The 22,304-nt window shown below is 55.3% G+C and carries 18 protein-coding genes; 13 read left to right on the forward strand and 5 right to left on the reverse strand.

Going from position 1 to position 22,304, the window contains the following annotated elements:
* The first annotated feature begins 112 nt into the window (after positions 1 to 112).
* Positions 113 to 931, forward strand: coding sequence for a hypothetical protein (locus IPM28_09005; GenBank protein ID MBK9173130.1), 819 nt, complete (start codon positions 113 to 115; stop codon positions 929 to 931).
* A gap of 1 nt (position 932) precedes the next feature.
* Here the strand turns inward: IPM28_09005 and IPM28_09010 are convergent, their stop codons facing one another.
* Positions 933 to 2,057, reverse strand: a complete 1,125-nt coding sequence (locus IPM28_09010; GenBank protein MBK9173131.1) for a S8 family serine peptidase — start codon at positions 2,055 to 2,057, stop codon at positions 933 to 935.
* Positions 2,058 to 2,391: 334 nt separating this feature from the next.
* Between IPM28_09010 and IPM28_09015 the strand changes: the two genes are divergently transcribed.
* Together IPM28_09015 and IPM28_09020 are read left to right on the forward strand one after the other, a co-directional pair.
* On the forward strand, positions 2,392 to 3,171 hold the full coding sequence (locus tag IPM28_09015; protein MBK9173132.1) for a patatin-like phospholipase family protein: 780 nt from the start codon (positions 2,392 to 2,394) through the stop codon (positions 3,169 to 3,171).
* A gap of 310 nt (positions 3,172 to 3,481) precedes the next feature.
* Positions 3,482 to 3,829 (forward strand): RNA-binding protein, encoded by a 348-nt coding sequence (locus tag IPM28_09020; GenBank protein ID MBK9173133.1) that lies wholly within the window; start codon positions 3,482 to 3,484, stop codon positions 3,827 to 3,829.
* Positions 3,830 to 3,895: 66 nt separating this feature from the next.
* Here the strand turns inward: IPM28_09020 and IPM28_09025 are convergent, their stop codons facing one another.
* The gene (locus tag IPM28_09025; GenBank protein ID MBK9173134.1) at positions 3,896 to 4,378 is read right to left on the reverse strand and encodes a hypothetical protein; all 483 of its coding nucleotides are present in this window, start codon (positions 4,376 to 4,378) and stop codon (positions 3,896 to 3,898) included.
* 166 nt (positions 4,379 to 4,544) lie between these two features.
* Between IPM28_09025 and IPM28_09030 the strand changes: the two genes are divergently transcribed.
* From IPM28_09030 to IPM28_09050, 5 genes are all read left to right on the forward strand, one after another.
* Complete coding sequence (locus IPM28_09030) at positions 4,545 to 5,867, forward strand: DUF58 domain-containing protein (protein ID MBK9173135.1); 1,323 nt, start codon at positions 4,545 to 4,547, stop codon at positions 5,865 to 5,867.
* 125 nt (positions 5,868 to 5,992) lie between these two features.
* On the forward strand, positions 5,993 to 7,747 hold the full coding sequence (locus tag IPM28_09035; GenBank protein ID MBK9173136.1) for a radical SAM protein: 1,755 nt from the start codon (positions 5,993 to 5,995) through the stop codon (positions 7,745 to 7,747).
* A 323-nt stretch (positions 7,748 to 8,070) separates the two neighbouring features.
* The gene (locus tag IPM28_09040) at positions 8,071 to 8,769 is read left to right on the forward strand and encodes an META and DUF4377 domain-containing protein (GenBank protein ID MBK9173137.1); all 699 of its coding nucleotides are present in this window, start codon (positions 8,071 to 8,073) and stop codon (positions 8,767 to 8,769) included.
* A gap of 135 nt (positions 8,770 to 8,904) precedes the next feature.
* Positions 8,905 to 10,215, forward strand: a complete 1,311-nt coding sequence (locus tag IPM28_09045) for a class I SAM-dependent methyltransferase (GenBank protein ID MBK9173138.1) — start codon at positions 8,905 to 8,907, stop codon at positions 10,213 to 10,215.
* Between the two features lie 4 nt (positions 10,216 to 10,219).
* Positions 10,220 to 10,966, forward strand: coding sequence for an aspartate/glutamate racemase family protein (locus IPM28_09050; GenBank protein MBK9173139.1), 747 nt, complete (start codon positions 10,220 to 10,222; stop codon positions 10,964 to 10,966).
* Between the two features lie 18 nt (positions 10,967 to 10,984).
* Here IPM28_09050 and IPM28_09055 read toward each other — a convergent pair whose 3' ends face one another.
* Positions 10,985 to 11,902, reverse strand: coding sequence for a zinc ribbon domain-containing protein (locus IPM28_09055; protein ID MBK9173140.1), 918 nt, complete (start codon positions 11,900 to 11,902; stop codon positions 10,985 to 10,987).
* 85 nt (positions 11,903 to 11,987) lie between these two features.
* Complete coding sequence (locus IPM28_09060; GenBank protein MBK9173141.1) at positions 11,988 to 12,959, reverse strand: stage II sporulation protein M; 972 nt, start codon at positions 12,957 to 12,959, stop codon at positions 11,988 to 11,990.
* 62 nt (positions 12,960 to 13,021) lie between these two features.
* On the opposite strand from IPM28_09060, the gene IPM28_09065 reads away from it, so the two are divergent.
* The 5 genes from IPM28_09065 to IPM28_09085 all read left to right on the forward strand — a co-directional run bounded on the left by IPM28_09065 (position 13,022) and on the right by IPM28_09085 (position 20,918).
* On the forward strand, positions 13,022 to 14,878 hold the full coding sequence (locus tag IPM28_09065) for an ABC transporter ATP-binding protein (protein ID MBK9173142.1): 1,857 nt from the start codon (positions 13,022 to 13,024) through the stop codon (positions 14,876 to 14,878).
* A 116-nt stretch (positions 14,879 to 14,994) separates the two neighbouring features.
* Complete coding sequence (locus IPM28_09070; protein MBK9173143.1) at positions 14,995 to 15,981, forward strand: hypothetical protein; 987 nt, start codon at positions 14,995 to 14,997, stop codon at positions 15,979 to 15,981.
* Positions 15,982 to 16,080: 99 nt separating this feature from the next.
* Complete coding sequence (locus IPM28_09075; protein MBK9173144.1) at positions 16,081 to 16,512, forward strand: hypothetical protein; 432 nt, start codon at positions 16,081 to 16,083, stop codon at positions 16,510 to 16,512.
* Between the two features lie 144 nt (positions 16,513 to 16,656).
* Positions 16,657 to 17,322, forward strand: coding sequence for a GTP cyclohydrolase II (gene ribA / locus IPM28_09080; GenBank protein MBK9173145.1), 666 nt, complete (start codon positions 16,657 to 16,659; stop codon positions 17,320 to 17,322).
* A gap of 362 nt (positions 17,323 to 17,684) precedes the next feature.
* Entirely contained in the window at positions 17,685 to 20,918 is a 3,234-nt protein-coding gene (locus IPM28_09085; protein MBK9173146.1) for a TonB-dependent receptor, read from the forward strand.
* Positions 20,919 to 21,168: 250 nt separating this feature from the next.
* Here IPM28_09085 and IPM28_09090 read toward each other — a convergent pair whose 3' ends face one another.
* Complete coding sequence (locus tag IPM28_09090) at positions 21,169 to 22,206, reverse strand: carboxypeptidase regulatory-like domain-containing protein (GenBank protein MBK9173147.1); 1,038 nt, start codon at positions 22,204 to 22,206, stop codon at positions 21,169 to 21,171.
* Between the last annotated feature and the right edge of the window lie 98 nt (positions 22,207 to 22,304).

Here is a 22,304-nt window from a genome sequence, read left to right on the forward strand (position 1 = left end):
GCCCATCTGATCTCCTTCTGATTCCTCTGCACGACTACTTTGTGAAGTTGATATCGTGTTAGAATTCAGCCCAGATCGATTTCAGAAACCGAAGCGCCCGAACGACGAGCTTATGAAATTCTGCCCTACCTGCGAGACACGTTACGACGAAGAGATCCTGCGTTTTTGTATGAAGGACGGCACACCGCTCGTCGACGAAAAAGAGCCGAGTTTCATCGGGATGCCGAGCGAAAGCCTCGACGCCGCCGCCGCAGACGACGATCCGGGCGAAGTGACGATAATCCGCAAAAATCCGCCGGTGCCGACGCCTCCGCCGGTTCCGATCCTCGACGACGATGATTTTTCTGACCCGGGACAGCCGCAGGCCGCACCGAGGATCGTCGTTCCGATGACCCAGGAACTGCTTGACCCTCCGAGAACGTATCCGATACCGCCTTACCAGGCGCCGCCAAGGCCGAATACGCTCAAGGTCGTCATCCTTACTATCTTTGGAACTTTGTCGCTGCTCGGTCTGGGAGCCGCGGGGTTTTGGCTTCTGCAAAGCGAGCCGGTAAGCAATACGAACGTCAATGCGAATCTCTTTAATCAGAACACCAACTTGAATACGAATCTCGGTATCGATTCAAATTTCAATTTCAACCTCAACGCGAACTTCAATACGAACAGCACGTCGGGCATCAACACGAATACGAACGTCAACGCCAACAGCCGGACGCCGACTCCGACCCAGACGCCATCACCGTCACCCTCGGCTAGCGTGACTCCGCGGCCGTCGCCGACGGACTCGCCCGACGCCGATTCGACACCGACACCTTCGCCGACGCGCCAGCCGACGCCTGTCCTCCAGCCGACGATAATCCGGCCGGGGAGCTCGCCGACACCTCGGCCGACCACCGCACCGGTCAACCGGCCGAATGGCCGCGACCGTTAGTTCACGTCGAGCGAAGGGCCAGGTCGACCGCACGGCGCGGATCGACGACGCCCCAGCCCTGACGATCGACCTCGTAATGCGGGAGCCTTTCGGCTGACGATATCAGTATTTTTTTGATCTTTTGCGGGGTCAGCGTGGGATTGGCCTCGATCATCTGTGCCACGATCGACGAGACGATCGGGGCCGAAAATGACGTGCCGTCGACGTACTTGTAGTGTTTCGTGATCACGTTCTCGCGGCGGAGTTTGAGCGTGATGATCTGCCGGATGCTGTGAACCTCGCGGTCGAGAGCTGCGTCGAGTTCGGCGTCGATCAGCGGATTGTCGCGGATGATCGTGTGCAGTTCGTCGTCCGAACTCTTGTCCAGTTTTTCAAGCAGCGACGCCTGCTGCGCCGTCGGTGTATTCGGAAGGATCGGGGCCGGGACCCAGATCGACGGTGCGATCACCTCGGGTTTCTGAAGGCCGTCGATGGTCGGCCCGTAAGACGAGCGGTACATCCCGCGTTTTGCGCGGTTCATCGAATTCTTGTCATCTAGTCCGCCGACGGCGATACACGACGGAGCACTTGCCGGCGGCACGACAGGATGATCGGGCAAATGCCCGGCGTTACCGACGGCGCAAACTACAGTGATCCCGGCTGCGGTGCATTGCTCGACCGCCTGTGACAGAGGGTCGTTCAGATAGCTTTGCTCATCGTCGCCGCCTGCAGATATGTTGACGACCCTGATCGAGAATCTTTCCTTGTTGGCGAGCACCCATTCGAGCCCTTCGCGAATATTGTCGTCGGTGATCCGGCCGGTCCGGGCGAGCTTTACAAGGACGACATCAGCTTCCGGAGCAAGGCCGCGATAAAATCCGTTCGAGAGCGATCCGTTTCCGGCCGCGACGACCGAGGTCATCATCCCATGCCAGCTTGCGACGTCCGGCTGAAAAAGCGAATTAAGATCGCCGTCGCCATGCAGCAGATTGCGATAACCGAGGATGCGGTTCTTCGGCGTCGTCAGATCGACGTGAGGGTAAAACCCCGAATCGAGAAATGCGATGGTCACGCCGCGTCCTGTGAAACGCTCGTCGGCATCAAGACGCAGCGGCGTCGAGAGCACGTGCGAACCGTCTTTCTGCATTGCCGCATCTTTTACTATTTGATCTTTTGCACGCTCGAACAGCCTTACACACCGGGCACATATCGCCGGAAAATCGGCAGTGTCCGGCGCATTGGCAGCGATCAGACGCTGCAAGTCGTCCTCGAGCACACGCATCGGCACAAATTCGTCTCGTGTCTCGCGTGAGCAGACGGGGCATACCGTTTCGCCCGCGGCGATGTCAGCACTCGTTGTATGCCTTGAGAATGAGGAAGATTGTAGCGGAGTCATTTTTGCGGTTTAAGTTTTCCACAATGGGTGGTTAAAATCAATTGCGTTCCCGATCGCGGCCGAGCGGCCGTCAGGAACGATCGTTATGACCCGTAAGCAGATCGGCATTGCATTATCCGGCGGCGGAGCGAGAGGCTTTGCACATGTCGGCGTACTGAAGGCACTGGCAGAAGCCGGGATCCCGATCGACATGGTCGCCGGAACATCGGCCGGCGCGTTCGTCGGCGGTGCTCTGGCCTCGGGCATGACCGTCGATGAGATCGCCGAACTCGGACGAGATATGAGCTGGTTCTCGGTCGCGGGTTTTTCATATTCTCCGCGAGGGCTGCTCTCGAACGAGCCGATGGGACGTTTCATCGAAAAGAGCTTTCCCGTCAAGAGGTTTGAAGAGCTAACGATGCCGTTTGCCGCGGTGGCATGCGACCTCGCGACGGGCAATGAGATCGTCTTCAGAGACACCGGCGATCTGGTGACGGCCATCAGAGCGAGCTGCGCCATTCCCGGCGTTTTCGTTCCGGTCGACGATGAGACCGGAAGGCGGTTGGTCGACGGAGCGGTCGCCTCGCCGATGCCGACGCGGGCGGTAAAGAAACTAGGTGCCGAGATCATCATTGCCGTTGACCTGCTGACGTGCGGCTCGGATTTTGCGGCTGACCCGTCAACGCTGGTCGGGACATTCATCCAATCGGCAATGATGCTGGTCCGCACCGCGTCAAAGCACCAGCACTACCGCGCGAATGTCGTCATCGAACCAAAGATCGCACACATCCGGCCCGACGAGATCAAGCGGATGGACGAGCTTATTCAACTCGGCCACGAGGCCGGGCTTGAGGCCGTGGCCAAGATCAGATCGCTAATCGAATGAACCGGGCCCCGTTTGCGATTTGACCGTTTTCGCATAAACGTCTCTATTTATTTGCGTCACGGCATTCCGCCGTGCAAAATGGTTTTCAGTAAATCCTACTCTCGCGCATCAACGGTGATGCGCCCCGATACGACAGTGATTTGTTCGACGGCGTTATGGAAGTTCGAGGGCGGGTTGGTTTTTTGGAATAGAAGCAGCTCTTGAGCGTCCGGAACCGAATCTTTGCGGGCAGACCGTTACTCCAAAGAAAAATTCGAATTCCCAAGCTTCTTTTAAGATCGCTTATCTAAGCGAAGGGAAAATATTTGATATGACAATGAAACTTTATGTTGGCAACATCTCGTTCCAGACAACGAGCCAGGATCTGGAAGAGCTGTTTGCATCGATCGGCACCGTTGAATCGGCTTCGGTCGTTGAGGATCGTGAGACCGGCCGTTCACGCGGATTTGGCTTCGTCGAAATGGCGTCGAAGGAAGATGGCGAACGCGCGATCGCCGAATTGAACGGCACCGAGCACAACGGCCGTGAACTGAAAGTGAACGAAGCCAAACCCCGCGAAGACCGCGGATTTGGCGGCGGCGGCGGACGCGGCGGCAATCGCGGCGGCGGAGGCGGCGGTTACGGCGGTGGCGGTGGCGGCGGACGCAATCGCTGGTAAGAGTTTTTTGCAGGTACAAAAGCCCGGGGCAGTTTGCTCCGGGCTTTTTTGTCGTGACCTTCCAGACTAGTTTCGCTTGCGGGGCCGATCGGGCGAGTTCTTGACGCGAACGAATCCGTTCGCTTTTACTTTTGTCACCGGTTGCGTAATGGGAAATTCCAGACTCCTGACGAGTTTGTCGTCGACAAAAATATCGGCGCGATATCGCCCGGCGACCCAATTCCCTTTTGGCCTTCCCGAAAAATTGACCCGATCTTCGCCGTTCTTGGTCACGTAACTGGTCGAAACGACCCTGGTTTCTGCCTTTACGCCGGCAACATCCACCACGACGAGGTTCATACGAACGGTCGCAGCCTCGGCCATTGTGAGTTTGACCACACAGAAGATCGGAATATCGGTCGTCAGAAATTCGGTCGCGGATTCGCCGGCCAGCCCGTCAACGCCTGCTTTCGCCAGGTAGACCTCGTCAACGATATCGTCAGGTCCGGATATCTGGCCGGCAGCCGGCATTATCGATGCCGCCAGGATCAAGATGAGTGAATAGAGCATATTGCCAGCGGCGACGACCTCCTGCCTTCGCCGGCTGCATTCTTTGAACACTTCCCGGGCGATTTGGTTGCATCACGCCCTTTCGATCTTCACGGCCCGAGGTCGGGCATAAAGCTTGCGGACATGATTCTCTGTCTGGTTTTGGAATGATATCATCCTCTGGTAAATGCGATTCGTATTTTCAGGCCGTTTTTTTCTCTTGCTGGCGCTTGGGCTGGTGCCGCTCTCGATGTCGTGGAGTTTCCCTGTGCTTCGGACGGCCGTTCTTGTCTTTGATGTACTGTTGATCGCCGCAGCCGTCGTCGACTATCTTATGAGCCGAAAGCTGCCCGAAGGTTTCAGGATCCGCCGCAAATTCGAAGCCCGATTTGCGATCGGTGATCCGTCAGACGTAAAACTCGAGATCGAAAACGACACTGAACGGGCATTTCGGATAAAGATCAAGGACGAATACCCGGATGCGATGAAGCTCGGCGACCCGCGCGAGGCGGCGTTCACTATTCAGCCGCGCTCGAATGCCGAGTTCTATTACAGCCTGACGCCGCCGAAACGCGGCCACTATGAGTTTGGACGCACGGCCGTCAGATATCTGTCGCGGTTCGGGCTTGTCTGGTGTCAATCGGAGCTCGGAGAGCCGCAGGCGGTGAAGGTCTACCCAAACATGCGGCGGGCACGCGAGATGGAGCTAAAGGCCCTCGGCAACCAGTCGTTCATCGCGGTCCAGCGGAAAGCGGTGAGGCGTGGCGAGGGCCGCGAGTTCGAATCGATGCGCGATTACGTCCGCGGCGACGAGCTTCGGCATATCTCGTGGACTGCAACGGCGAGGCGTTCAAAGCTAACGACGCGTCAATACCAGATCGAACGCGATCAAACCGTTATCATCGCCCTTGACGCCGGACGGCTGATGACCGGGCGGATCGACGGCGAGACGAAATTCGATACCGCGATACACGCTGCGCTGGCGCTGATGTCAGCCTGTGCAAGGGCCGGCGACAATGCAGGCGTCGTCGTATTTGGGCGTCGGGTCCGTAAATATCTTCCACCAAAACGCGGGCTCGAGCATATGGATGCCGTGCTCGAGGCTCTGCACGACATGGAACCCGAACTGATCGAACCATCGTACGCCCGCGCCTTTCAATTCATTTCATCGAACCTTAAGAAGCGCGCTTTCGTCGTCATCCTGACAGATCTGGTCGACAAAGACAGCTCGCGTGAACTGATCAATTCGCTCAAGCTGATGCGGCCGCGGCATCTGCCGCTGGTCGCAACGATCGGCGACCGCGACCTTAACGCGATGGTCTCGACCAGGCCCGAAGACATCCGCGATGTTTTCAAACAATCGGCCGCTGAAGAGATCATCCATCAACGCGAATCGGCTCTTCGCCTCGTCGAATCGCTCGGCGGACTCGCCCTCGACGTGACCACGCAAACGCTCGGGCCGCGGCTCCTCGAATCGTATCTGCGGGTCAAGGAGCGAGGATTGCTGTGAGGAACGGCAAGATCTATTTCACTTGAATTGATGGTCGTGGCTGAACTCGCCGGTGCACGTGAGATCGAGTAGATACGGTTCGCAGTTCTTTCAAATTCTAAGTATTTAGGATAGGATAGCCGCCGATGTCCAAACGGTCTAGATTTCGCCTGGTTCTGATCAAGCCGTCTCATTACGATGACGATGGTTATGTGATTCAATGGTTCCGCTCTGCGATCCCTGCCAACTCGCTGGCGTGCCTTTACGGGCTTGCGCTGGAGTGCCGCAACGAGCAGGTGCTTGGCCCCGAGGTCGACCTCGAGATAGACGCTTTCGACGAGACGAATACCGTGATTCACCCGAGCCGTATCGCCAAAATGATCGAGCGGGCAGACGACGGCATGGTCATGCTCGTCGGTGTACAGTCAAATCAGTTTCCGCGGGCGCTCGATATTGCGCGGCCGCTCAGAGATCGCGGTATCAAGGTCGCGATCGGCGGCTTTCATGTGTCGGGAACGTCATCGATGCTGAAAGAAAGGGATCCTTCGGTTCAAAAGGCGCTCGACATCGGAGTGACGATCTTTGCCGGCGAGGCTGAGGGCCGACTTGGTCAGGTCCTGAAAGATGCTTTTAATTCGGAGTTGCCAGCCGAATACAACTTCATGGATGACCTCCCGAACATCGAGGGAGTTGCCACTCCGATGCTCCCTGCCGACCGCGTCCACTTGACTGCCGGTGCGACCACAAGCTTCGATGCAGGACGCGGATGCCCGTTCACCTGCTCGTTCTGCACGATCATAAACGTTCAGGGCCGCGTATCGCGCCGACGTTCGCCGGAAGACATCGAGCGGATCGTAAGGGTCAATGTTGCTCAGGGCCTGCACTCGTTTTTCATCACCGATGACAACTTCGCGAGAAATAAGGACTGGGAGATCATACTGGATCGGCTCATCGAATTGCGCCAGAAAGAGGGCCTGAATATCAGCTTTATCATCCAGGTCGACACACTTTGTCATAAACTTCCAAATTTTATCGACAAGTGTAAGCTCGCAGGGGTAAAGCGCGTATTTATCGGTCTTGAGAATATCAATCCTGACAATCTGCTCGGCGCCAAAAAGAGGCAGAATAAGATCACCGATTACCGAGCAATGCTGCTTGAATGGAGGCGCGTCGGGATAGTCACATATTGCGGGTATATCCTCGGTTTTCCCGGAGATACGCCTGAGGCGATCCTCCACGATATCGAGGTCATCAAGAACGAACTTCCGGTCGATCTTCTCGAGTTTTTCTACCTGACGCCGCTGCCGGGTTCTGAAGATCATCAAAGGCTTCACAACAGCAACGTTGCCATGGATGCGGATCTGAACAGATATGATCTTTGCCACGATGTCACAGAGCATCCGAAAATGTCGCGTGAAGAATGGAGAGATGTATATCAAAAGGCGTGGGACACCTACTACACCGATGAACATATCGAACGGATCATTCGGCGTTCGATAGTTTCGGGCACGAGTCCCGGCAAGACGACGTTCTTTATAATGTGGTTCAAGGGCTGCCTCGCTATCGAGGGCATACACCCGCTCGAGGGCGGCTTTTTCCGACGCAAGGACCGGCGGAACAGGCGTTCGGGAATGCCGTTGGAAAATCCTTTGATCTTCTATCCGAAATACGCTTTTGAGACCTTGATGAAACAGGGCCGCTGGATCTGGCTATACCTCAGGCTGCGGATCATCTATAAACGGGCCGCGCGCGACCCAAAACGGTTCGAATATACAGACCTTGCACTCGAACCTGTGTCCGACCATGAGGAAGAGCGCGAGATGTTCCAGACTGTCGCGGCCAAAAGCTATCTTGAAAAGGTCCACCGCAACCAACGTCTCACTCGTGGTGAGGTCATTTAGCGGAATGGACCTAGGTCGATCGGCGGGCTCGCTTTCGATACGGCGACGCAGACACCCGGGACGCAGCCGTATTAATGCTGTTTCGGGTGAATTAACTGGCACTACTTTGACCCTCACTCCAGCGCGGCCGCCGGATCCATCCTGCGCCCGCTTTCTTATTTCTATTTTCTAGCGAGATAGCCGAAAGTTTCGATGTTCGGATATCGCGAAAACTCTTTGAAAAACGCATTTTTTCGGGGTAGAATTTTGTAAAGTATGTCTTTGATTTACTCACCGCGGCGGCATATGCCGTCAGGTAAAATTACAACTATCCGAGGGTAAAAATGAAGAAACTAACAGGGGTATTCTTTCTGCTTTTCGCTGTCGGCATGGCGCCGGCTGCTGTTTTCGCACAAACCGCGACATCATCGCAGGGCGACGACTGGCGGCTCGTCGCCTACAATTTCGCACGGGTCAACAACTACAACATCGATGACAAAGAGGTGACGATGACGCTCGACACACGCGAGGGCCGGATCGCCGGAAATTCGGGCTGCAACCGCTTTATGGGCCCGTTCATATTCGAGGATTCCGGCCGGCTCACCGTTGGACCTTTTGCCGGAACTCTGATCGCATGCCCGCGTATCGACAACCGCTTTGAGGCGGCCTTTCGCGAGACGCTCGGCAATATCGATTCCTTCGCGTTCGAGACCGGTTATCTGACGCTGACCGATAAACGCACCGGCCACTTCATGCGTTTCCAGCGGATCATCAAGCCCGAGCGTTACGTTTGGTACGTGAACAAAGAGCTTGCGGACTGCGTCGGTGTAGTGAAGACAAAATGCCTTCAGGTGAAAGATGCAAAGGAAGCGGCCTGGCAGAACTTCTTCGGGCCGATCGAGGGTTTCAACTTTAAGAAAGGACGCTATTACCAGATCGAGGTCGAGCGGACCAAGGTCGCTAATCCTGCGGCGGACGGTTCGGCGTATTCTCACAAACTGATCCGCGTGATCAAAGAAGTAAAGAAAGAAAAAGACCTTTGATCGTGAAAACATCGGGAGAGCGGGTGGCCGGCAGCGGTCATCCGTTTTTTATTGCGGCGAGCTGCAATTGACGTGGCATCGGGCTTTACTAGCGAACCGGAGTTCTCTATTCTTCTAACCGCGACCCGCGCAACTATGTCTCCTGACCCGCTCATACTCATAATCTATACGACCAAATACCGGCTTGGCGGGGCACAGTTTCCGGCCGTCGCCCGGACACTCGCCGATGAGAAACGCGATGCGGTTTTCAATGGCGAGATCGTATGCCGGGCGGTCGAAAGCAAGGTAGATGTGCTGCGCGCTATAGCAGAGGTTCGAACTGCGGGCAGAAAGATCGCTGAATTTCATTTCGTCGGGCATTCCGGAATGTACGGGCCAATGTACGGAACTGTCGCCTTCCCAGAACAGTTTTCGCCGTACGAATGGGAGCAGATGGATATCCCGTTTGCGAAAGGTGCCGCGGCCTATTTCCACTGCTGCCGATCGGCACGCTGGTTTGCGCCTTTCTTTGCAAGGACGTTCGGCATCAAGGCCCACGGCTATTTTTGGTACACGACGTTTTCGCTAAGCAAAACGAAATACCTATATGCCGGTGACCGGACCGACGGCAAGATCTATACGATCGGCTGCCCGGGCCGAAAGTCGCACGGTCTGCTCGCCTCGGCGAAGAAATTCGCCGGTGCGATGCCCGCCGAGGAGATGAGATCGTTCGACCCGGGCGAGGTCAACGGTGCCGACACCTACAACACGGTGGCCGGGCTTTATGACGAGGTCTTCACCGATATCCGCGTCCGCCGCGACGAATGGAGATGGCTGAACGAGCATCTGCCTTCGGGGAAGATCGACGTGCTCGACATCGGCTGCGGAAACGGCGCATTGCTCAACGCACTCGCAGACCGCATCGAAAGCGGTGTGGGCGTGGATGAATCGGAAGCTATCCTCGAACGCGCACGCGCGAGGAACGCGGGCCGGAAACATCTCGAATTTCGAAAGATCGCGGGCCCGGTATTACCTTTCGGTAATGCCTCGTTCGACGTCGTGATATCGATGATGTCGTTCCGTTATCTCGACTGGGATCCGCTGCTTGCCGAGATCAAACGCGTAACGAAGCCGGGCGGCAAGCTACTCGTCATCGATATGGTGACGGTGCCCGTGAAAATGAGCGAGTATCCAAGACTGCTCCGCGATAAGCTGAAGACAATGCGTGATCAGAAAACAAATGCAAGATTTAACGCCGCACTCGGGCGGTTGGTCTCGCACCCTGATTGGAAGAAGATGCTCGAATACAATCCGATACGCTCGGAACACGAGATGAAATGGTATCTCGAAAGCCGATTTCCAGGACGAAAAATGGAGACACTAAATCTCGCGTGGAACTCGCGGATGGTCGCATTTGACAGCGGGCCGGTTGAGGAAGGTATCGAGGCTAAACTCACGTATCCTTAAGAAAATGCTTGGTATCTTGGATTGGGGCATAGGCGGCATCAGCATTTATAAGCTGATCAAGGAACGGCGGCCGGAGGTTTCGCTGGTCTATTTTTCCGACACCGGTGTGACGCCATATGGGAAGATGTCGCGGGTGGAACTCGTCTCGCGGTTGAACGCCGTGATCGGTTTTCTCGGTTCAAAGGGCGTTACGCATCTGGTGATCGGCTGTAACGCGGCGAGCACGGCAATTCCCTTTATCGATCCGCAGGGCCTGAAGATCGAAGGCGTTATCGACCCGGCGGTCGAGATGACGGCAAGGCTCAAACCTGAACGCCTGGGCCTGATCGGCGGGCGGCGGACGGTGGTGTCGGGCGTTTATCGGAGAGCGTTCGCCCAACGCGGCATCGCGGTCAAGCAACGCATCGCCCAGCCGCTGTCGGGGCTTATCGAGAGCGGCGACGTCTCGTCACCGAAACTGCGTCAGGAAGCTGGACACATCCTTCGGCCGCTGCGAAACTGCTCGCACGTTCTGCTTGCCTGTACACACTACCCTGCCATCGCGAATATTCTGTCCGACCTCGTTTCGGCTGAGACAAAATTCATCGATCCGGCGTCGGGCGTTTTGAACGCGACCTCGAAATGGAAGATCGGATCGCACGGGCCCGACGTTCTCATTACCACCGGCGACGCGGAGGCCATGAAACGATCGGCTGACCGCGCATTCGGCGTCAAGATCGGGAAAGTCCTTAAGGTGAACAGAATAGAATGATGCCGTCCGGCCGCGGTCTTAGCGCGATGCGATGACGGAGGTTTCGTCGGCGGAAAATTCGCCCGTCTTGCCGGGATCGCCGTTGAGGTCGAGAAGATTGGTCGTTCCTTCGGTAACAGACCCGATCAAAGCCCGGTCGCCTGCGTCCGGCGGTTCGAAATATGCAGCGGGCGGCGAAACAAATTCCTTGAAGACCGGCGCCTCGCGCGGCTTGCTCTTTAACGCACGATTCATCCGGTTCCATCCAAAACCGGCAAAGAGCGTGCTGAACGCCGTTACGACCAGGCTGGCTATCAATAGCGCCCAAACGCCCTTGGTCAATACGACCCCTTGGACGACCAGGGTCAGGATCACCGCTCCGAGCAAAAGGCTCACGGCGGTCGTGGCAACGGCGGTAGACACGACCGATGTATGACCGGCACGCACCTCGGCCGACATCCGCAGCACTTCGAGTTCGCTGTTCTCGAACGTCATCTGCGTCCCGCACCGCCTGCAGAATCGCGAATCGTCGGTAGATTCGGTGCCGCAGGTCGAACACATCTTCTCGGCCGGTCGGACCATCGCCAACGACGAAATCGCCTCGGCTTCGCGGGTCAGAATTTCCTTCTCGCCGAATGACAATGCCGGATGCTTGACGATGTAGTCGAACGTCACGCGTGTCGCCCGCGGCCCGTTCGCTTTGAGCCGTACGATCAGCGTCATCGGATAATCCAGAACATCCGCCGACGAATGTGCGGTCGCCCAGCCGCGAGCACCGCGGCGCCCCCTGACGATGTTCGCCTCGTCATCGAGGATGTCGTATTCCAATCGCTCCATGGCCCCGATTATCCGAGCCCGGACGCTCTCAAGATCGCCGACCAATACCCGCCGCAGGTAGTGCTCGGTAATGTGATATGGGTTGGCCGCACCATCACCCATAAGCATCATATCTGGCATATATTTACCTCGCGTTAGTTCTTATTACGTCAGTGTTAAGAGATTACGAAGGATCGGCCCGATCGGTTGCATTCGAATCGAAAAGTTAATGGGTCTGTAACATCGGTTCGCGGTCGCGGCCGACCAAAAAGAGGTAAACGAACATCAGGATGCCGGTCGCGATCCCGATCAGCCATTTAACTGCCGGTGCGAGGTAAGAGGGTGAGATGAAACCCTCGATGATACCGGCAGCAAAGAGAAACAACGCAACACCGACGACGAGCTTTGACGCCTCGCGACCGCGAAACTTCAAAGCCTGGCCGCGCGTCAGATCGCCCGGATCGATGATCGCGTAACCGATCGACATCCCCGCACCTGCGGCGATAAAGATGCATGACAGCTCGACCACCCCGTGAGCAACCATGAAATCGACCAGGAGATTTCCGAAGTTGGGGTCGACCCGATAACAAACGCCAAGCACGCCGCCGATGCTGAGGCCGTTTATCAACAATACGTACAGCGTACCGATGCCGAAAAAAGCGCCCAGAGCGAATGCGTAAAAGGCAACGCGAATATTATTTGTCAGGATCGCGCTCGACCCTATCTGGTTCGCCGCATTTAGTTCGGTCCACCATTGCGTGTTCGATCCGGCGGCGGCCTCGATGTCGCTGAGGCCGAGAAGGTTCGAAAACGCCGGGTCGTAAAGGCAAAGTAAGAACGAGGCCACGGCGAAGAACATGAAAAAGCCGAATGCGAGGCCGGTGAATGGCAAGGTGCCGCGAAAGGCGGCCGGCAGTTCGTAGCCAAAAAAACGGCGGATGACACCGAGGCCGTCGCCTTCGGCGCGATAGATCTTGCCGTGGGCCCTGATCACGAGGCTGTTCAGATAATTGATCAGCTTCGGGTCGCGCGTCTCGGCGCGGGCTATCGCGAGGTCGGTCGCCGTGCGGCGGTACAACTCGCCAAACTCGCGGACCTCCATCCGCGTCAGACCGCGCAGGCTCGTACCGCGAAGCATCCCGAGCAGATCTTCGAGCCTCTGCCAGTTGTCCTTTTTTTCATCGATGAACCGGTTCACAACTGTTTTTGGATTCTAGATTGGCATATCGCGAAATGCCAATCTAAAATCGAGAATTCAAAGTGTCGGACGAAGTAAAAAAATATCACGAAGAAGAGGCGATCGGGAAAACCTATGACCTGCGTGTTGCCCGGCGCCTGCTTCGTTACCTTCGCCCGTACCGCCATCTGGTCGCCGCGGCCCTGGTCCTAACGCTGCTGAGCAACGTGCTTATAAGCACGCAGCCATATTTCACAAAGGTCGCGGTCGATGATTTCATCACGCCCAGAAATACTGAAGGCATCTGGCTCTTTGCGTTCGCCTTTTTTGGCGTATTTCTCTTTCGCTTCATCTTTTCGTATATCCAGGAGATATTGCTCAACAAGGTCGGCCAGCGGGTGATGTTCGACCTGAGGAGCGAGATATTCTCGAAGCTTCAAAGGCAGGAAGTCGCCTACTACGACAAATATCCGGTCGGCCGCATCATCACGCGGATCACATCGGACGTAGACGCGCTTAACGAGATGTTCACGTCGGGCGTTATCGACGTGCTCGGCGACCTTGTGATCATCGTTGCCATCATCGCGTGGATGTTCGCTATCGACTGGAAACTTGCCATCGTATCGCTGGTAACGGTTCCGCTGCTTTTCGCCGCGACGAATTGGTTCCGAAAGCATGCCCGCATCGGCTTTGACAAAGTTCGAACTCGCAACGCCCGGCTAAATGCCTTTCTGCAGGAGTATATTTCGGGCGCTCAGACCGTTCAGCTGATGAACGCCGAGAAGAAGGCCGAAGAGCGTTTCGAAGCGATAAATGACGATTACCGCAAAGCGAATATCGAGACCATCTATTACTATTCGATATTTTATCCGCTGGTCGATTTTATCGGTGCGGTCGGTATCGCGGTCGTGATCTTTTTTTTCGGGTATGAATATCTCAGCGGAATGTCGGCGGCGGGCGCCGGCCTTTCGGTCGGCATCCTTGCCTCGTTCATTCAATACTCGCTTCAGCTTTTTCAGCCGATCCGCGATCTTTCAGATAAATTCAACGTCCTTCAGGCCGCGATCGTCGCTTCGCACCGGATATTCATTCTCCTCGATCTGGATATCGCGATAAAGAGCCCTGCGAACCCGAAAAAACATGGAAAAGCGGCCGGGCATATCGAGTTTCAGAACGTCTGGTTCGCCTACAAGGACAAGGAATGGGTGATGAAGGATGTCTCGTTCAAGATCGAACCCGGCGAAAGCGTCGCCCTGGTCGGGCACACCGGTTCGGGCAAGACGACGATCACCAACTTGCTGATGAGGTTTTACGACGTCCAGCGAGGCAAGATCTTGCTCGATGGCGTGGACATTCGCGACTGGGACCTGAATGACCTGCGGTCCAACTTCGCCGTCGTTCTTCAAGACGTTTTTCTTTTCAGCGGCACGGTCGCCGATAACATCAGGCTCGGCAGCAACGCGATCCGCACCGAACGTATCGAATGGGCGGCGAAAGAGGTTCACGCTCACGAGTTCATAGATGATCTGGACGGGAAATACGATTTTCGCGTTCGTGAACGCGGCGCCGGCCTCTCGGTCGGCCAGAAGCAGCTTATCTCGTTTGCACGCGCGCTTGCCTTCGATCCGAAGATACTGATCCTCGATGAGGCGACAAGCTCGATCGACACCGAGACCGAACAGCTTATCCAGCAGGCGGTTGAGCGGGTGATGACAGGGCGCACCTCGCTGGTCGTTGCCCATCGGCTGTCAACAATACAAAAATGCGACCGTATACTCGTCCTACACCATGGGGAACTGCGTGAAAGCGGCACACACAATGAACTTCTGCTTGAGCGCGGACTCTATTGGAGGCTTTATCAGCTCCAATATTCAGGCTCGGAATTCGACGGCCCGGCTCCTCTCGGAACCGCAGAGCTTGATACCGATGCGGTTCGATAGGTCGCCAAAAGCCGGCAAAAAAGCACGCGCCGGTCACGACATCCCGGTCCCGGAAGTGTAATTGGTCTAATGTTTGAACTTTCGATATAATGTCTCGCACATCTCCCTGCGACCCTATGAACGACGCACGTCTAAACCAAGAGATCGAATCGACGGTTCGCGAACTGTTCGACCGGTGCGCCGAGAACGCTCCGAATTACGGCCTGCAGTTTGACGTGTTTGCCGCATCGCTCAATAAGACCCTAACAAAATATCTGCTTCTTGATCGGTCCGAACCGGTCACGCCGGACGAGGTCAGGGCGTTCCTGGGCGAGATACAGATCGACGATCTTTTTTTGGCGCTGGCATGTGCCAACGGCAATGAACGGGCCTGGTGGGAATTTGACCAGCAGCACCGCACGTATCTCGAACGCGTTGCCCGCCACCTCGCCAAGACGGACGTCGATGCGCAGGACGTTATTGATACCGTTTACGTCGAACTTTACGGGACACGCGTAGTCGACGGCGAACGCGTTTCGAAATTTTCGACCTACAGCGGCCGCGGGTCGCTTCGCGGATGGCTGCGTACGGTCATCTGGCATTCACTGGTAGATCTTCACCGCGCAAGCCATGACGAGGTCTCGCTCGACGAAATGACGGAGACCGTCGGAGAAGGCGCGGCGCATGCAAGCTTTGCCGAAGCGGCTCCGGGCGGCGAAGCCGAGATGATCGATCACATCTCTCGCGAACGGTACCGAAAAGCGACCGTCGCGGCGATCAGGACGGCATTCGAATCGCTCGAAGATCACGAAAAACTCTTGCTGCTCTATTATCACGTCGAAAACCTCAAGCTCCGCGAGATCGCACGCCTTGTCGAGAATGAGGCATCGCCGCTAAGAGGCTGGTTCCAAAGGCGGTCGCAGTCGAAGGATGGCGGCGGACGGACCCATGAATCGACCGTAATGCGTTGGCTTGAAAAGAGTTATTCAAAAACGCTGGAGCTTTTCAAGGCCGAGCTTGAGACGGCTCATTCGCTTTCGGCCCAAGAGGTCGAGATCTGCCTCGAACTCGCTACACAAGATCTGTCAGGAGGCAGCATCTTCGGAAGCCTTTCGTCAGCGTAGCCGATTTGAGAAAAAAACGATCTTTTTTCAGGATCGACAAAAAAGTTAAGCAAATATTGATACGAGGTTACGTCTGACTTACGGAGGTCAAGTATCATCATGACGAACAAAGGGAAAACGGATGAAATGGCAGCCCGCATGGAGAACTTGCTTGGCCGATATCTTAACTCGCGTAACGCTCCCGGAAGTTCTGTAGCGAATGGCCCGCACATGGATGACGACCTCCTGGCAGCCTTTACCGAAGGCGTTTTGACCGAACGCGAGGCAAAGCCGGTGGTCGCCCATCTGGTCGATTGCTCGTTCTGCCGCCACGTGACGGCCGAACTTGTCAGACTCGATCTCGCTTTTGCCGAGCAAGAGGCCGAAGTGGTCGTAAGCGAAACTCAGCCGTCGACCATATCTGAGGTCCTGAGCAATCTCTTTGCAAAGATATTTGGCACCAGCGACGGTGCGGTCTTTGCTCACAACGAAGAAAAGAAAGCCGACGACGACCAGGCCGAAGAATCCGGCAAAAAGAAAGATCCGGAATAGACATTAAAGTAAGTGCCCCACACCCGGCCGTTCGCAGGAGAGATCTTGCGGACGGCTTTTTCTATTTCTCGGGCCAATGCAACTGATAACCTCGGTTGCGCGAATACATTGTTACCAATAGCCGATCCAAAGGGGTATAATGATATGTTTGATCAAGGATTCGTGGAGATACAGGATTTGACCGCAGCGAACAACGATTGCCCGCCCCGCCCGCGAGAGATCACGGTCGAGAAGGTCGCGAAAGCCAAGCTGCCGACGCAGATCGGCGACTTTGAGATCGCCGGTTACCGTTCGCTCAGCAGCAATGAGGAGTTTGTGGTCCTTTACAAAGGCGAGATGCGGCCTGACGTTCCGACGCTTGTCCGCATTCATTCGCAATGTCTGACCGGCGACGTCTTCGGTTCGATAAAATGCGACTGCGGGCCGCAGCTGCATCGTGCGATGGAGATGATCGAAGCCGAAGGCCGCGGCGCGATCGTTTATCAGCAGCAGGAAGGCCGCGGTATCGGCATCATCAACAAGATACGCGCATACGCGCTCCAGGACGAAGGTGCCGACACGGTCGAAGCGAACGAAAAGCTAGGATTCGCTATCGACGCGCGCGATTACCGACAATGTGCCGAAATACTCTTTGACCTTGGACTTTGCAAGGTTCGCGTCATCTCAAACAACCCCGACAAGCTCAACGCGCTCGAAGAAGCCGGACTCGAGATCATCGAACGAATTCCGATCGAGATCGAGTCAGAGGCTCCTGCCGCCCATTACCTTAAGACGAAAAAAGAAAAACTCGGGCATTTGCTGAATTTCTGAGGAAGTTCAGTTATCTGTAGCGAAATTCAAAAAATTGGATATTCCAAGGTGAAACACGCTGTTAAAACGTCGAAAACAGCGAAAAAACGCAGTATTTTCAATGTTCCCTACGTGGCACAGTGCTTGCAATAAATAAGTGCAGAGCGTGGTGTTGGTGAAATTGTTTCCCAGCCTACTATTGTTTGGTTGAATTCTGAGACACGGCGGTTGCCGGTCAATAATAAAAACCAACTGACAATTTTGACGGGTCCGGTATATCCGGACCTTGAAATAATTGAGTGAGGCTTGATTCTTGAGCTTTTAATGTCCACGGGAACAGACCCCGCTCAATGTGATCCTATAATTTTCTACAGGAGAAAAAAATGAATAAGAACTTCAAATTCATAGCCTCCGTTCTCGCGTTCGTATTCGCCTTTTCGGCGATGGCGTTCGGTCAGGGAACGACGGGCAGTATTGAAGGAACCGTTACGGATGCGAACGGCGCGGCAGTTCCGAATGCCACCGTTACCGTCCAGAGCGTCGGTACAACAACCGGCTTCTCGCGTACCGTTACCGCAACGTCGGGCGGATACGTAAACATCCAGGGCGTTCCTTCAGGAACGTATAAGGTGACGATCTCGGCGGCGAACTTTGCTGAAAAAACAGCAGAGGTCAACGTTGTAGTCGACAAAGCAACGAGCATCAACTCAGTATTGCAGGTAGCCGGTCTTACCGGCGAGGTCGAAGTCATTGCAGATAGTGCGGTGACCATCGATACGGCTAACAATACGGTTGACACGAACATCACCAAGCGAGTTTTCGAGGCGCTCCCGAGCGGAACGCAGTTCGGCAGCTTGCTCAAGATCGCTCCGAACGTTCGTCCGGAACCGCTCAATGCCGGTTTCCAGATCGACGGTGCTTCGGGCGCAGAGAACGTTTTCGTCGTTGACGGCCAGGAAGTGACTAACTTCCGTACCGGCCAGCTCAACTCGAACAACAATCTTCCGTTCGAGCTTCTTCAGGAAGTACAGGTCAAATCGACCGGTTTCAGCGCCGAATACGGCGGTGCAACAGGCGGCGTTATCAACGCAGTAACCTCGGGCGGCAACGACCAGTGGCGCGGAAACTTTGGTGTTTCGTTCACGCCGTCGCAGCTGCAGGGAGCACCGCGTGACTTCCTTAACCGCTTTTCGACGACCGTTGCTCCGGAGTACTTTACTCCCGCGAAAGACGGCGGAACGGGATTCTTCCCGGTTGCGAGCATCAGCGGACCGCTTGTAAAGAGCAAGGTCTGGTTCTCAGCGATCTATGCTCCGCAGATCTTCGAGACGACCCGTACAGTTGATTACTACACCACCGGAAACAATCCGAATGGCCGTGCGATCAGCGAAACGATCAAGTACAACTCGAACATCCGAACGGATGAAATGTTCTTCCGTCTCGATGCTCAGCCGTTCTCGAAGCTCCGCGTGTACGGAACTTTCCTCTTTAACCCGATCATTCAGGAAGGTGTTTTGCCGGGCGGCGCACTTGCCGGCGGAAGTCTCGCCAGCTGGGGCAACGGCTCGATCAACAACGAAGGCTTGAACGGTGCTCCGCAAGCGGCTGGCTCGCTCCGCGGCGCCGAATTCCTCGGACAGCAGGGCGGCCGTCAGAACAGTAACTCGTTCAACGGACAGGCCACGTATACGCCAAACAACTGGATGGTGCTCAACTTCCGTGCAGGCCGCAGCTTCTTGAACGAAAAGCTGAACTCGTATGGACTCCCGCGAATCACTCGGTTCATCTGCGCAGCCGGATGGGCAGCCAGCACAACGCCTGGTTCGAACTGTACCAGCGGCTTCCAGAACATCGCGAACAACTTCCAGATCAACTACGACGTTTCGACCCGTACGACCTTTGATATTGACGCAAGTTTCGTCGGTATCGAGGCCGCTGGCCGTCACAACTTCAAAGTTGGTTATCAGTTCAACCGATTGTTCAATACGGTAGATCAGGGCTATGCCGATCTCGGCATCGTCCAGCTGTTTTACGGACGCGGTATCGACACCCTGACCGGTGAAAATACTCCGACGGCGGGCAACCTCGGTTCGGGCTTCATGCAGCGTTTCGGAACGATCGGTGAAGCGAGCAGCAAAAACCAGTCGTTCTTCGTTCAGGATTCATGGACGATCAGCAAGCGTCTGACGCTTAACCTCGGCGTCCGCTTTGAGAACGAAGTTGTTCCCAATTTCGGAACAACCGGCACACAGGCTATCGAATTCGGATGGGGCGATAAGATCGCACCGCGTCTTGGATTTGCATTCGACCTTACGGGCGACGGCAAGACCAAGCTTTTTGGTAGCTACGGCTGGTTCTACGACCGGTTCAAATACGAATTGCCCCGCGGTTCGTTTGGCGGCGACTTCTTCCGTCGTGACTATTTCGAGATCCTTCCGTCACGCGGAGCCGCTTATCAGGGCTACACGTTCAATGCGATCCTCGGCGGACGTCCCGACGTACTGGGCGGAACCTGCCCGATCGTCGGCGGCCCCGGTTATTCGGTTTGCCAGTTCGACTTCCGTATCGCAACCAATAGTGAAGGTGCCGACATCTTCTCGACAGGTGCGATCGATCCGAACATCAAAGCCGCTCGCCAGAGCGAATACACGTTCGGTCTTGAGCGTGAACTCGGCAGCAACTTCGTCATCGCCGGCCGTTACACCCATAAACAGGTTGACCGTGCTATCGAAGACGTAGGTGTTTTCAACGATCAGGGTTCGGAAGCTTACATCATCGGCAACCCGGGCTTTGGTCTGGTTTGCGAGATCTCGAACACAGCAAATCTGCCGTGTCCGAAAGCCAACCGTGACTTTGACGCAGTTGAGGTTCGCCTCGACAAGCGTGCGACCAAGTACTTCTTCAACGCCAGCTACACCTGGAGCCGTCTGCACGGCAACTATTCAGGTTTGGCCAGCTCAGATGAATTTGGCCGTTCGTCGCCGAACGTAAACCGCTTCTTTGACCTTCCGATGTTGGGCTTCAACGCGAACGGCGATCCGGACGATGGACCGCTCGCAACCGATCGCCCGCATGTCGTCAAGGCATACGGCGGATACACGTTCAATTGGTTTGGCGCGAACAACAACGCCACGACCATTTCGGCATTCACTACGTTCCAGTCAGGAACGCCGCAGACAACGCAGTACACCCAGTATGCTGTGACCTCGGCCATCCTTTTCGGACGTAATGACCTTGGCCGTACCGAGATGTTCTCAGAAACGGACCTCTCGTTCAGCCACCGCTACAAATTCGGACGCGATGGACGATTCACAGTTGAACCGTTCGTCAACATCCGCAATCTGTTTGACGAAAAGAATGTGTTGACCGTTCAGAACACGATCAGCAACGTTGACATCCGAGCTGCTCAGTTGGCAGCCAACGGCTGCACGACCTGTACCGGTGAAGGTGAAGTATTCGATACGATCTTCAACCGCGGCGGGATCACGCAGTTCATTCTTGCCTACCTCGCGAATCCGACGACATCGGCTGCGAACGGCCGCCGCAATGACTACGGTCTTGCGAACCGCTTCCAGAATCCGAGAGACGTCCGATTCGGTTTCCGCTTCTTCTTCTAATCTATGATGAGAAGATGACACTCGAGCCTGTCTGGAAACGGACAGGCTCTTTTCATTTCCGTATCCCTGCTATCTTTCACGCAGAACCCATTCACCAAGAATACTTCGTCATGCATTGGCTACGACTCGGAGACGAAACGAAAAGGCCCGATCTTAACGACCGGGCCTTTTTCTTGGTCTTCTTTGACCGCTGATCTTTGGCGATGGCGTCCCTCGATAGTTCGAGCGTCGGTTTTCTTGAGGAATGGCCTTATTGGCCCTTCGGCGTGTTCTTTGCCTTTTCCCGAAGGTCCGAAATGATCTTTCGGGTCTGGGTCTGTTCTGCCGCGGCCACCTTGCTGGCCTTCAAGTAAAGCTCAAGTTCGTCAGCCGCTTCGTTATATTTCTTCAGGTTATTGCCGTAAAGCTGTGCGAGTTCGCTATGGATCTCGGGCACATTCGCCTTAGTCAGTTTCTTCGCCTGAACAAGATTCTTTTCGGAATTGGCATAATCGCCCTCGATCCGCTGTATCTTGCCGGTTAGAAACAAGACCTGCGGCGAAGCCGGGGCAAGTTTCAGCGAGCTGGTCAAGGCAACAAGAGCAGCCTTATTATATTGACGATCGATGTTATGAAGCGAATAACCAAGGTAATAGAGCGATGTCGCACTCTTCGGATTTACCTCGACCGCCTTCATGTACATCTGAGCCGAATCGCCATATTGTCGCCGCGTGAACATCTCGCGCCCGAGCCGGGCAAGAGCGTCGAAATACGTAGGAAATATCGTGATCGCATTCCGAAGTGCAACGATGCCCTCATCGGGACGGTTTCGCGAAAAGCTAGCGAGCCCTGCCTCGTACAGCTCACGTGCGTCCTTAGGTATATCCTGCGCGAACACCACTCCCAATTCGGCGGCCTCTAATCCTCCGCGTTTTGGCGAGAGATAAAAGTCCTGCGTGTAATAGGCATTTCCCTGGCCCGATCCGGTGATCTTTATCGTCGTAACCTCGAGCGTCGCTTCCTGATCCTCGAGGTCATAGCGAAACGGCATCACTCTGATAGTGTAATAACCGTCGGCAAGCCCGGTGAACGTATAGCGCCCCGAGCTATCGGTTTTGGTCCTACCGCGGCTTTGGTAGTTTTCGTTGAGCAATTCGACGTCGATGTCGGCAATGGCAACGCGATTCTTGGTATAAACAAAACCGGAGATCGTACTGGCGAGAGACGTTTGGGTCAGAAATACGACTGCGGCGGCGAGAAAAAGGCACTTCTTCGTCAGCGAAGAAAATGCTGGAAAAGACGGATTCATACTGACCTCCAGGGAATACAGCTTTGGGATGTTGATACCAACGGATTATAGCACCGGACAAGTCTTTGCGGTAGCGTTTTAAGGGAGATTTGTTAAGA

The sequence above is a fragment of the Chloracidobacterium sp. genome (genome assembly GCA_016716305.1).
Taxonomy (GTDB): domain Bacteria; phylum Acidobacteriota; class Blastocatellia; order Pyrinomonadales; family Pyrinomonadaceae; genus OLB17.